The sequence below is a fragment of the Streptosporangium sp. NPDC000563 genome (genome assembly GCF_040299985.1).
Taxonomy (GTDB): domain Bacteria; phylum Actinomycetota; class Actinomycetes; order Streptosporangiales; family Streptosporangiaceae; genus Streptosporangium.
In genome coordinates, this window is record NZ_JBEPDA010000041.1 from 1 (window position 1) to 11,778 (window position 11,778).

9 protein-coding genes and 1 pseudogene are annotated in these 11,778 nt (G+C 71.0%); 4 read left to right on the forward strand and 6 right to left on the reverse strand.

Going from position 1 to position 11,778, the window contains the following annotated elements:
* Positions 1-260: pseudogene (locus ABT352_RS39245) on the reverse strand (hypothetical protein); the annotation flags it as partial.
* Positions 261-405: 145 nt separating this feature from the next.
* On the opposite strand from ABT352_RS39245, the gene ABT352_RS39250 reads away from it, so the two are divergent.
* A complete protein-coding gene (locus ABT352_RS39250; protein ID WP_350950137.1) occupies positions 406-1,044 on the forward strand; it encodes a DUF4190 domain-containing protein in 639 nt (212 codons plus the stop codon).
* Between the two features lie 52 nt (positions 1,045-1,096).
* Here the strand turns inward: ABT352_RS39250 and ABT352_RS39255 are convergent, their stop codons facing one another.
* Complete coding sequence (locus ABT352_RS39255; RefSeq protein ID WP_350950171.1) at positions 1,097-1,552, reverse strand: sterol carrier family protein; 456 nt, start codon at positions 1,550-1,552, stop codon at positions 1,097-1,099.
* Positions 1,553-1,783: 231 nt separating this feature from the next.
* On the opposite strand from ABT352_RS39255, the gene ABT352_RS39260 reads away from it, so the two are divergent.
* Positions 1,784-3,883 carry a PhoX family protein gene (locus ABT352_RS39260; protein ID WP_350950138.1) on the forward strand — a complete coding sequence of 700 codons (2,100 nt, stop codon included), beginning with the start codon at positions 1,784-1,786 and terminating at the stop codon, positions 3,881-3,883.
* A gap of 82 nt (positions 3,884-3,965) precedes the next feature.
* Here the strand turns inward: ABT352_RS39260 and ABT352_RS39265 are convergent, their stop codons facing one another.
* Positions 3,966-5,402 (reverse strand): MFS transporter, encoded by a 1,437-nt coding sequence (locus tag ABT352_RS39265; protein WP_350950139.1) that lies wholly within the window; start codon positions 5,400-5,402, stop codon positions 3,966-3,968.
* 95 nt (positions 5,403-5,497) lie between these two features.
* On the opposite strand from ABT352_RS39265, the gene ABT352_RS39270 reads away from it, so the two are divergent.
* The gene (locus ABT352_RS39270; RefSeq protein WP_350950172.1) at positions 5,498-6,163 is read left to right on the forward strand and encodes a TetR/AcrR family transcriptional regulator; all 666 of its coding nucleotides are present in this window, start codon (positions 5,498-5,500) and stop codon (positions 6,161-6,163) included.
* On the opposite strand, the gene ABT352_RS39275 is transcribed toward ABT352_RS39270, so the two are convergent.
* The 3 genes from ABT352_RS39275 to ABT352_RS39285 are packed head-to-tail and all read right to left on the reverse strand — an operon-like array spanning position 6,149 to position 10,459.
* Positions 6,149-7,633 (reverse strand): MFS transporter, encoded by a 1,485-nt coding sequence (locus ABT352_RS39275; protein WP_350950140.1) that lies wholly within the window; start codon positions 7,631-7,633, stop codon positions 6,149-6,151. The two genes, ABT352_RS39270 and ABT352_RS39275, sit on opposite strands and share 15 nt — an antisense overlap.
* A gap of 42 nt (positions 7,634-7,675) precedes the next feature.
* Complete coding sequence (locus ABT352_RS39280) at positions 7,676-8,344, reverse strand: Crp/Fnr family transcriptional regulator (protein ID WP_350950141.1); 669 nt, start codon at positions 8,342-8,344, stop codon at positions 7,676-7,678.
* Positions 8,345-8,401: 57 nt separating this feature from the next.
* The gene (locus tag ABT352_RS39285) at positions 8,402-10,459 is read right to left on the reverse strand and encodes an adenylate/guanylate cyclase domain-containing protein (protein ID WP_350950142.1); all 2,058 of its coding nucleotides are present in this window, start codon (positions 10,457-10,459) and stop codon (positions 8,402-8,404) included.
* Between the two features lie 243 nt (positions 10,460-10,702).
* Here ABT352_RS39285 and ABT352_RS39290 point away from each other — a divergent pair, with 243 nt between their 5' ends.
* The gene (locus ABT352_RS39290; RefSeq protein WP_350950143.1) at positions 10,703-11,725 is read left to right on the forward strand and encodes a collagen-like domain-containing protein; all 1,023 of its coding nucleotides are present in this window, start codon (positions 10,703-10,705) and stop codon (positions 11,723-11,725) included.
* Positions 11,726-11,778 lie beyond the last annotated feature (53 nt).

Below are 11,778 nucleotides of genomic sequence, written 5' to 3' on the forward strand. Positions count from 1 at the left end.
TTCTCGTTGAGCGTGTAGCCGTACTCCTCGTACAGCCTGCGCACCGGCACGTCCCACTCGTCCCAGCCGGGAGGCACGTGGGAGCCGTCGGTTCCCGAGCCGTGGGAGGAGCCGGACCCGGAAACACCCGTGCCCGATCCCAACGAGCCGACCTGGAAACCGTCCTCCATTCCCACGGAGCCGCGGCTGCCGCCGCACCCGGACACGCCGACCGCGCCCGAGGTACCCCCGCCCGACCAGGGGAGCGGCCGGCACGTCACGCCGGGCTCCTCCGGGACCCCGGGAAGTCCCGGGGCGCAGGGAGCGCCGATCGGCCCGTCGCCCGAGGGGGCGCCCGAGAGGACACCCGAAGGAGCACGGGAGGGGACGGAGGGAGCCGGGGAGCCCGAGGGGCAGCCCTACACGGTGCCCGGCACCACGCCGTCCGCCTACCCCGGCTGGGAGAGCGCCTCGGAGACCTCCGGCGAGTCCGGCAGGCCCGAGACGCATCACCCCGAGGTCCCCGAGCCTCCTACCCCGCCCTCGCGCTACGAGCAGCCGGGACCGGGGTACGAGCAGCCGAGATACGGGGAGGCGCAGCAGGCCGGGCAGCCCTACGGTGGTCCGGGAGTGCCGCCATCCGGGATCGACCCCTCCCAGCAGCCCCATGCCGGCACCCCGTATCCGGCGCCGCCGGGTGCGCCCGCCTATCCGTACCCCACGCCGTATCCGGCGTATCCGGACGAGGAGCGCCGGTCCAGCGGGAAGCTGGGCACCGCCGCGCTCGTGCTCGGGATCGTCGCGATCCTCTCGCTCGTCGTCTGCGGCTTCGGCGTACTGGTGGCGGTCGTCGGCCTGATCATCGGCATCGTCGCGCTCGCCAAGCGGTCGGCTCCCGGCAGGGCCTGGGTGGGAATCGTGCTGAGCCTGCTCACCCTGGTGATCGCGGCGGTGTTCCTGAGCTGGGTCTACAGCAAGGTCGGCGACTGCATGAACCTGCCTCCCGAGCTCCAGCGGCGCTGCATCGAGGACAGGTTCGGCGTCCAGGTGCGGCCCGCCCCGTAACGGCGGGTGGCCGGACCGGGGGTTGTCGCAGGGGCGGGTGGCCGGACCGGGGTTACCGCAGGGGCAGGTGGCCGGACAGGTCGGCGCGGGCGCCGCTCGCCGCGATCTTTCCCGCCGCCGTCGCCTCCGACCAGGTCAGGCCGCCGGTGGCGAGTTCCAGCCAGGTGCGCGCGTCGGTCTCCACCACGTTGGGCGGGGTGCCCCGGGTGTGTCGAGGCCCCTCCACGCACTGCACCGCCGCGTAGGGCGGGACCCGAACCTCGACGGTCCTGCCGGGGGCCGCCGTCGCGAGCTCGTCCAGCAGGTGCCGTACGGCGAAACGGGTGATGTCCCGCTCCGGGCGGACCTCCCGGGCGAAGGCTCGCAGCACCACGCTCACGCAGGCGCCGAGCAGCGCCGCGAGCCCTCCCGGCCCGTCGTAGGGTGGTTCGTCGAGGGCGCTCAGCTGGGTGTCGAGAGCGGCGCGGACCTTGGCCGGGTCGGGTTTGTGAGGTGGCACGCCCTCCATGATGCCCGCCCGAGCCGCGCCCACGGACGACGCGGACGACTCCGGACCCACTCGCGCCTTCCGGACGGTGTCGGAGCGGCCCGTACCGGCCACTCGTCCGGGGCGTGACGCTCACCTGAACAGCTCATTCGGACAGACGGTTCATTATCCCGGCAAACGTCGTTCACCTCAGGTTCGGTCGGCGCACGTAGCCTCCGGGCCGGAAGACCTCGCCCCTTTTTGGAGGACCCCGTGGCGAACACGTCACCGCGCCGACTGCTCCCCCTGCTCACGAGCCCGCACAAGGGGGGCCGCAGCGCGCTCACCTGCCGGTTCCGCTGCGGTGACCAGTGCGCCCACGATGTGGTGAACACCAGCGACAACACCTACTTCGGCGACGTGGTCGCCGAGGCGATGACCCGCAGGGGCATGCTGCGCGCCGGTGCCCTGGGCGCGGTCGTCGCCGGCGTCGGGCTCGGTACGGCGGCCCCCGCCCTCGCCGACCCGGACACGGATGTGAACGCGAAGACCCTCGGCGGAGGCCACGGTCCGGGCCACGGCCCCGGCCGGCAGGACGGCCTCCGCTTCACCGCCATCGCGCCGAACACCGACGACAAGGTGACGGTCCCCTCGGGCTACCTGTCGGCGGCCGTGGTGCGCTGGGGCGACCCGGTTCTGCCCGGCGCCCCCGCGTTCGACTTCGAGAGACAGACGGCCGCCGCGCAGGCCAAGCAGTTCGGCTACAACTGCGACTACGTCACCCTCTTCCCGATGGGGCAGCACCGGGGGCTGCTCTGGGTCAACCACGAGTACACCGACGAGAACCTCATGTTCCGCGGCTACACGGACGGCACCGCCGCGACGGAGGAGCAGATCAGGATCGCGCTGGCGGCGCACGGCGGTTCGGTGGTCGAGATCGAGCGGGTGAAGAACTCCGGCCAGTGGAAGCTGGTCACCAACGGCGCTCGCCGTTACAACCGCCGCATCACCGTGCAGACCCCGATGAAGTTCACCGGCCCGGCGGCCGGAAGCGCCCTGCTGAAGACCGCGGCCGACCCCCGGGGCACCACGCCGATCGGCATGCTGAACAACTGCGCGGGCGGCACCACGCCGTGGGGCACGGTGCTCAGCGGCGAGGAGAACTTCAACCAGTACTTCGTCAACGGCAACGGCGTGCCCGAGGCGCAGAAGCCGTACCTCGCCCGGTACGGGGTGAGCACCACCGCGGGCATCCCGAGCGGCAACCGCAGGTTCGACCGGGTCGAGGAGCGCTTCGACCTGGCCAAGCACCCGAACGAGATCAACCGCACCGGCTGGATCGTGGAGATCGACCCGTTCGACCCCGACTCCACCCCGATCAAGCGCACCGCCCTGGGCAGGATGGCCCACGAGGGCGCCACCACCTCCCTCGCCGCCGACGGCCGGGTGGTCGCCTACATGGGCGACGACTCCCGGTTCGAGTACGTCTACAAGTTCGTCTCCCGGCAGCGCTACATCCGGGGCTTCGACCGGCACAACCGGACCCTGCTGGACGACGGCACGCTGTACGTGGCGAGGTTCACCGGCGACAGCCCGGCCGCCGAGATCGACGGCACCGGCACGCTTCCCGCCGACGGGCGGTTCGACGGTTCGGGCGAGTGGATCCCGCTCGTCACCGGCAAGGTCTCGCACGTTCCCGGGATGACGGCCGAGGAGGTGCTCGTCTACACGCGTACGGCGGCCGACAAGGTCGGCGCGACGAAGATGGACCGTCCCGAGGACGTGGAGCGCAACCCCGTCACCGGCGGCGTCTACGTGGCCCTGACGAACAACACCAACCGGACCCCGGCCCAGGTGGACGAGGCCAACCCGCGTCCGGCCAACAAGCACGGCCACGTCCTGGAGATCGTCGAACGGCGCGACGACGCCGGGGCCACCACCTTCGCCTGGTCCCTGCCCCTGGTCTGCGGAGACCCGAACGACCCGGCGACCTACTTCGCGGGGTTCGACAAGACCAAGGTCTCGGCGATCTCCTGCCCCGACAACGTCGCCTTCGACGCGGACGGCAATCTCTGGATCGCCACCGACGGCAGCCAGCTCGGCGCCAACGACGGCCTGTTCGTCATGCCGGTCCGCGGTCCCGAGCGCGGCCACCTGAAGCAGTTCCTGAGCGTGCCGGTCGGCGCCGAGACCTGCGGCCCGCTGGTCAGCGAGGACCAGCGCAGCGTCTTCGTCGCCGTACAGCACCCCGGTGAGACCAACGGCGCCACCCCTGAGGCCCCCAGCAGCCGCTGGCCCGACGGCGGCACCTCCCAGCCCCGCCCGTCGGTCGTGGTCGCCTGGCACGCGAAGGGCGACAAGATCGGCTCCTGACCAGGCCGCCGGCCCGCGCCCTTCGGGAGGGGCGCGGGCCGGTGCCGTTCCAGATGTGCGGTCTCGGTAGGCGGGAGCCTCCCTAGCCCACCGGTACGGCCGGACGCTCCTCGGCGGCCATGGGCGGGTTCGCGGTCCGGGAGGCCCGCAGGGAGAGCAGGCTGACCGGCACGCCCACCAGCACGATGGCCGCGGCGACGACCAGTGTGTACCGGTACGCGTCCAGGAAGGCGGTCAGCTGTCCCACGCCCTCGGCCAGGAGCGAGGACTGCCGCGCGTTGAGGATCGCCCCCAGGACCGTGATCCCGAGCAGGCCGAAGACCTCGCGCGAGACGTTCAGCACCCCCGAGGCGACTCCCGTCCTGCCGGCGGGCAGCGCGCCGAGGATCGCCGTGGTGAGCGGCACCAGCATGCCGCCGCCCAGCCCGTAGACCAGGAACCACGGCAGCAGGTCGCCGAACGACCCGTCCTCCCCGATGAACGAGATCCCGAACACCGACACGGCCATCAGCAGGAGCCCGGCCGCCACGGTCCGCGCGGTTCCCAGCGCCCTGTCCAGTCTCGGGGCGAGGGTGGCGGTGACGGCCATCACCAGCGCCATCGGCACGAACGCGGCCCCGGCCTCGATCGGCGAGAAGCCCAGCGCGTTCTGCAGGTACAGCGCGGTGAAGAAATAGATCCCGAACACCCCGAAGGACCACAGGCCCATCGACAGCGTGCCCCCGCTGAACACCCGCGACCGGAACAGCGACAGGTCGATCATCGGCTCCCGGCTCCTGAGTTCGATCGTCACGAAGGCCAGCGCCGACACGGCGGCGATCCCGAAGGCGCCCAGGATCTCCGGCGAGGCCCATCCGGCACCCGCGCCCTCGATGAGCGCGTACGTCAGCGCGAACAGCGTCAGGCTCGATGTCACCAGGCCCGGGACGTCGAGACCGCGCCGTACGGTCTCCCGCGGGGCCGTCCTGATCGCCCAGAGAGCGAGGCCGAGCGTCACGGCCCCGATCGGCACGTTGATCAGGTAGATCCAGCCCCAGTGCCAGCGTTCGCTGATCAACCCGCCGGTCAGCGGGCCGAGGGCGAGGGCCAGCGCGCCGATCGCGCTCCACAGGCCGACCGCCGTGGCGCGTTCCCTGCCGTCGGGGAAGGTCGAGGTGAGCAGTGCCAGCGCCGTGGGGGTGAGGAAGGCCGCTCCCACACCCTGCACCGCCCTGGTGGCGATCAACACGCCGCCGTCGGTGGCCATCCCGGCCGCGAACGACGCCGCGGTGAACACGACGAGGCCGATCAGGAAGACGCGCCGCCGCCCGAAGACGTCGGCCAGGCGCCCGCCGACGAGCATCAGCCCGGCGAACACCAGGATGTAGCCGCTCACGATCCATTCCAGCCCGGAGATGCTCAGCCCGAGGTCACGCTGGATCGTCGGCAGCGCCACGTTCACCACGTTGTTGTCGAGATATGTCATGAAAGTGGCCAGTGAGATCGCTCCCAGCGCCCACCACCTGCGGGTGTCCGTCATTCCCCGTCCTCTACGTTGTACTTATACGTCGTACATGTACGGCGTACATGTACGGCGTACAGTGGAACCCGTACGGCGTATAGTTGTCAAGCGTGATGGGGAAACTGACCCGTGAAGCGGTCGTCGAGCAGGCGCTGGAGATCGGCGACGCCGAGGGACTGCCGGCGGTGACCATCCGGAGGCTCGCCCAGGAGCTGGGCGTCACCCCGATGGCGCTCTACTGGCACTTCAAGAACAAGGAGCAGCTGACCGTCGGCATGGCGGACCACCTGATCGAGGACTTCGTGATCGAGGGGGGCTACACGGGCCCGTGGCAGGAAGGGCTCCGTGAGCTCGTCGCGGGCCTGGTCAGGGTGCTCCGGCGCCACCCGTGCGCGGCGGACGTGCTGGACGCGGTGGACCACACGGAGGTGCCCACCTTCCTGGAGGTCTGGGACACGACCCTCGGTCTCGCCAAGCGCGGCGGGTTCTCCCCCGAGGAGAGCTGCATGATCTCCCAGTACCTGCTCAGCGGGGCGATCGCGCTGGCGGCGGGGCCGGGGCGGCATTCCCCTCCCGGGGTCTCCGAGCAGGAGGCGGCCGAGCGGATGCGCCTCAAGCGGCTCAGGCTCCAGTCGTTGCCGCCGGACGTCTACCCGCACATCGTGGAGATGGCCGTTCCCCTCTCCGAGGGCGGGGATCCCGACCTCTACGACACCTTCGGCGTCGACGTCCTCGTCTCCGGCATCGAGCTGCTTTCCGCCCGTTCAGGAGGGCGCTGACCTCGCGCGTCCCGGGCGGCGGGGACGGGCGAGGGCGGCCGTGAGGACACCGGTGAGCGCGACGGCGAACAGGACGGCGTAGGTCCGCTGGAAGCCGGTCATCAGGTGCTCGACGGCGACGGGGGAGAGGCGCGACAGCGTGCCCGCGTAGACCTGGCCGCGCAGCCCGGCACTGACCGAGCCGGTCAGGACGCTGAGCGTGAGGGCGACGCTCAGCACGATCCCGACGTTCATGATCATGAGTCGGAAGCCGTTCACCACGCCCAGGCTCCCCGCGGGCAGGGCGGACATGACCTGGGTCGTGTTGCCGGTCATGAAGGTGCCGCTGCCGCAGCCGCACAGGAACAGGCCCACCGCGATGATCCAGTACGGCGTGGCGGGGGCGGTGTTCAGCAGCAGGACGCCCAGCCCGGTCGCGCTCAGCAGGGCGCCGCCCACCGAGAGCGCGTACGGCCTGATGCGGCGGCCGAGGGCGCCGGTGATCGGGGAGGCGAGGGCCATGCCGATCGGGACGGGAAGCACGCCCAGGGCCGCGGTGACGGCGTCGAGGCCCCTGGCGGCCTGGAAGTAGAGGGCGACCAGCAGGATCAGCGCGGAGCGCGCCAGCGCGTTGCAGAAGGAGGCGAGGTTGGCGAAGGCGAGCACGCGCTCGCCGAACAGCCCCACGTCGAGTACGGGATGCGAGGCCCGGCGCTCCACCACGACCAGCGCCGGCACCAGTACCGCCGCGATCGCCGCGCCGACGATCACCACGGGGCTCGACAGGCCGCGCGATCCCGCCTCGGACAGCGCGATCAGGGCCGCGGAGAGGGCGGCGAACACGATCAGGTTGCCGAGCGCGTCCACCGGCCGGCGCGCCCCCCGCGAGACGTGGCGGAGCGTGAACGCGCCCCAGACGAGGGCGATCAGTCCCGCGGGCACGTTCATCCAGAAGACCCACTGCCAGCCCGCGGTGTCGGCGATGAGGCCGCCCAGGGTGGGACCGGCGAGCTGGGCGACCGAGAGGGTGCCGATGTAGACGCCCATGCCCTGGCTGAGCCGGTCGGGCGGGAAGGCGTCGGTGATGATCACGGTGCCGTTGGCGAGGATCATCGCGGCGCCGATCGCCTGCACGACGCGCATCGCGATCAGGAACCAGATTCCCGGCGAGAGCCCGGCCAGCAGTGATCCCACGGTGAACAGGACGAACCCCGCGAGGTAGATCTCCCGGCGCCCGAGCAGGTCGGCCACCCTGCCGAAGAACACCAGCGTCGCGGTGTTGACGAGCAGGAAGGCGAGCAGCACCCAGCCCGCGGAGAACGCGTCGGCGTGGAAGTGCCTGACCACGGTGGGAAGCGCCACGTTCAGGGTGCTGCCGGAGATGCCGATCAAGACCAGGCCGAGGCTGGTGACCGAGCAGACCCGCCATGCGTAGCGGAGCTTGGATGCGTATTCGGGGGATCCGGGTAGGTCTTGGGGGATTGCGACCATACCTACCAGTCTGCCGGACGTTGCACCTCGCCCCTCGGACCCTCAGCGGGCCCGTTTGCGCAGGCCCTCCATGTCGTGGATGATCACGCGGCGCCGGCCCGTCTCGATCAGCCCGCGATCGCGCAGGGAGCGCAGCGCCTTGCTGACCGCCTCGCGGGAGGCCCCGGTCCAGCCGGCGAGCTCGTCCTGGGAGAGCGGCAACGCCACCCGCACCCCGCCGTTGTCCGGCTCGCCGTACCGCTCGGCCAGCTCCACCAGCCGGGTGGCCACCCGGCCCGTGGTGTCGAACGCGCCGTACTCGATGCGCTTGCGGTCGGAGTCGCGCATCTTGCCGATCACCATCCGCATCAGCAGCACGGCGACCCTCCCGTGGTCGCGCAGGTACGAGGAGAAGTCGCGGACCGTGATCCCCTCCACGGGTTCGAGGGCGGTGACCGTGGCGGACCTGGGCAGCCCGTCGATCGCCGCGAACTCGCCGAGCAGCGCACCGGGTCCTCGTACCGCGAGGACCACCTCACTGCCGACCGCGGTGTGCGAGGAGACCTTGACGCGGCCGGAGGTGAGGACGAGCACCCAGTCGCTCTCGTCGCCCTCGGTGCACAGCGTGTCACCCCTGTCCCAGCGCCGGGGCCTCCCGGCGGCGTACAGGGCCTTCACCTCGTCCTCCGTGAGCAACGTGATGAATTCGCCCGGTTCGGGGGAAGAAATCATGACCACCTCCTGGCGACTTCGATTGTGTGCGCGCCGCTCTCGCGGCGAAAGGTACTTTTACCTGAGATCGGACAGTACGTAGGCATGGACGGGTTGCGCCCTTCCCTTGAGGCTGAGCGGGCCCAGCGATCGGGTCTCGGCCCGGGAGCCGATCAGGTCGAGGGTGCTCTGGCCGATCACGACGCTGCCCGGCTCGGCGATCCCCTCAAGCCGGGCGGCCACGTTGACGCAGTCGCCCATCGCGTTGAAACCGCGCAACTCGGGGCTGCCGATGTTTCCGACGAGCGCCTCACCGGTGTTGATCCCAATTCTGAAGCGAGGATATCCGGGCATTCCCTCCGCGATCTCCTCGGCGGCCCGCTGCATCGCGAGGCCCGCCCGCACCGCGGCGAGGGCGTGGTCCTCCTGCCGGGCCGGGGCGTTGAACAGCGCGAGCAGCGCGTCACCCACGAACTGCACGATCGTGCCGCCGTTGCCGAGCACGATGGGCACGGCCGCGGTGTGGTAGCGGTTCAGCATCTCGACGATCTCGCCGGGCGCCACCCGCTCGGAGAAGCTCGTGAAGCCCTTCAGGTCGGCGAAGAGCGCGGTGAGCTCCACCAGCTCGCCACCGAGCGCCGCGGTCTGGGGGTCGGCGAGCAGCGACTGGGCCACGTCCGGTGACATGTACTGCCGGAAGAGGGTCTCCAGCTCGCTGTAGAGCCGGGCGTTCTCCAGGGAGATGGACATCTGGCCGGCGAGCGTGGCGGCGAGCGCCTCGTCCTGCGGGGTCCTGCCGACCGGCACCTCGATCGCCCCGGCGAGCCTGCCCTTCACCATCAGCGGGTGGACGACCTTCCCCTCCAGCCGGATCGGCCGGTCCTCGGGGAAGTCCCGCCGGCCGTACTCCGTGGAGTTCACGGTGACCCGGCCGTTGTCGACCAGCTTGATCCGCACGTCCCCGTACGCCTGCCGGACGCGGTCGAGACCCTGGGCGAGCATCTCCTTCTCCGGCAGGCCCACCCGGGCCTGCCTGCCGATGTCGGCCAGCGCCGCGAGCCGGTCGCTCAGCTCCCGCTCGTTGGCGAGCGCCTCACCCGCCCGGTCGAGCACCGCCGCCTGCGACTCGGTGAGCCCGAACTTGCCCGCCAGCCGGTCCGCGATCGGGACCCTGCTCTCCTCCCCGCGCCGCAGGTGGCCGACGAGCTCCTCCAGGGCGGCCTCGTAGTCGGCCCTGATCCTGCGGACCGTCGCCGACAGCGCCACCGAGTCGAACAGCCCCGCGCTGGTGCCCTCCCGCCGGAACTGCAGATAGGCGCTGTAGGCGACGAAGACGAACGCGGTGGTCAGCAGCGCGTGCCACAGCCACCACGACAGGTGCCAGTTGCGGTGGGACAACCCCGCGACCAGCGCCTCGGCGAGGAGCGCGTACGCGGTGACCAGGCTGATCAGCACGACCGCCGGGCGCCTGCGGTGCAGCTGGAACATCATCGCCGACGCCGCCGCGAACAGAGCCACCCCGGCCCACTCCAGCCCGCCCAGGCCCGTCCCCATGGGAGGCGAGCCGCTGAGCGGGGTGAGGTCCGGCACCAGGCAGGCCACTCCCCACCCGATGATCAGGGCGGCGAGTCCTCCGCGCAGCCACATCTGGTTTCTCAGCACGGCCTCGGCCGCCCGCCCGCCCAGGGGCAGCGCCGACGCGAACGCGAACACCGAGGCGACGAGAAGACCGACCGGATGGGAGAGGTCGAAGCCGTAGCTCGTGCCCTCCAGGATGATCCCCGGCGTGGTCAGCCCGTGCACCAGGAACGATCCCGCGCCACTCAGGAAGACCAGGGAGACCAGCAGCAGGCGGGCGTCCGAGCGCCGGGCCGACGCCTCGCCGACCATGAGCCCAAGGACCAGGTTGATCCCGGCGATGGTGATGATCAGCCAGAAATGACTGGGATTGTCCTGCAACACGATGTTCAGGTCGGGCTCGGCGAGCAGCAGCCAGAGCCCGAGCATCGGCAGCGCCAGGTGCAGTGCCCACACCACGGTGCGGATCGGCTGGGTCGCCGGTGGAAGGTACGGTTCCCGCCGGGCGCGGTTTTTCGCGTCTTCCGCGACCGCGTCTGCCGGGTTGATGGTCGGCACGGTGGCCTCCGCGTCTGGAGAACCCTGTCGGTTCCCTGTCTTTGTTCGTCCGCGCCCAGCGGGCGGGTTCCCCCGAACGGCCCGATTATCCCGTATGCGGCAGGTGTCGGCAGGCGAGTCGAACGGCAGGGTTTCGAGGCCTAAGCGTGATGTTTGGCGTGCCAACCCTTGGAACGCTTGAAACGTGTACTACGTGTACCTCTTCAATCACACCAGGCTCTGGTGTCGCAGAAAGGAAGCCCAGTGGCTATCAGGTTGCCGGGCGGACGCTCGCTCGCCGCCGTCACCGTTGGCGTGCTCGTAGGAACGCTGTTCACCGCGGGCGGCAGTGCCGTCGCCTCGTCGGCGGGCGCGGAGATTCACGCGTGCGTTCACAAGCAGACGCGCTACACCCGGATCGTCAACGCGACGGCCAAGTGCAGGACGACCGAGATCCGGATCAGGTGGGGGCAGCAGGGCGAGGCCCAGCAGCAGGGCATCGCCAGCGCCGGCCCGCAGGGCGAGCGCGGTCCGCAGGGCCTCAAGGGCGACGCCGGACCGCAGGGCCCGCAGGGTCCGCAGGGGCTGCGCGGTCTCCCCGGCAAGAACGGCGCCACCGGCCCGCAGGGTCCCAAGGGCGAGGCCGGACCGCAGGGTCCGCAGGGTCCCAAGGGGGCCGACGGGGAGAAGGGCAACACCGGCCCGCAGGGTCCGCAGGGTGAAGAGGGCAAGCCGGGCGCCCAGGGTCCCGCCGGTCCCAAGGGTGACAAGGGCGACAAGGGCCTTCAGGGTCCCGCCGGTCCCAAGGGTGACAAGGGCCACCAGGGTCTTACCGGTCCCAAGGGCGACAGGGGTCTTACCGGTCCCAAGGGTGAGGACGGCAAGCAGGGTCCTGCCGGTCCCGCGGGTCCTGCCGGTCCCAAGGGTCTCCAGGGTGAGGACGGCAAGACCGGTCCGGCCGGTCCGGCCGGCCCCGCGGGTCCTGCCGGTCCCAAGGGTGACAGGGGTCTCCCGGGTGAGGACGGCAAGGACGGCAAGGATGGCAAGGACGGTAAGGGCGCTGTCCCGACCATCACCACCGTCACCGACTCCTTCAGCTTCGGCGGTCAGGGCGGAAACAAGAGCGTGAGCTGTGGCCCGGGCAAGGTCGTCACGGGCGGCGGCTTCAACAGCAGCGGCAGCGGTTCCGGTCAGATCTACGCGAGCCTGCCCAGCGGTGGCGGCTGGACTGTGGCGGGCAAGAACACCAGCGGCACCGTCTACGCGCTCTGCATGGGCACTTCCTGATCTCCGTTCCACGGCACGTGAGAGATCCCGGACGGTCGTCAGGGCCTCTCGCG

Coding starts and splice junctions, on each gene's coding strand:
- ABT352_RS39275 (WP_350950140.1), bottom strand. CDS start 7,633: ATGGTCGCAATCCCCCAAGACCTACCCGGATCCCCCGAATACGCATCC.
- ABT352_RS39270 (WP_350950172.1), top strand. CDS start 5,498: ATGGGGAAACTGACCCGTGAAGCGGTCGTCGAGCAGGCGCTGGAGATC.
- ABT352_RS39265 (WP_350950139.1), bottom strand. CDS start 5,402: ATGACGGACACCCGCAGGTGGTGGGCGCTGGGAGCGATCTCACTGGCC.
- ABT352_RS39280 (WP_350950141.1), bottom strand. CDS start 8,344: ATGATTTCTTCCCCCGAACCGGGCGAATTCATCACGTTGCTCACGGAG.
- ABT352_RS39255 (WP_350950171.1), bottom strand. CDS start 1,552: ATGGAGGGCGTGCCACCTCACAAACCCGACCCGGCCAAGGTCCGCGCC.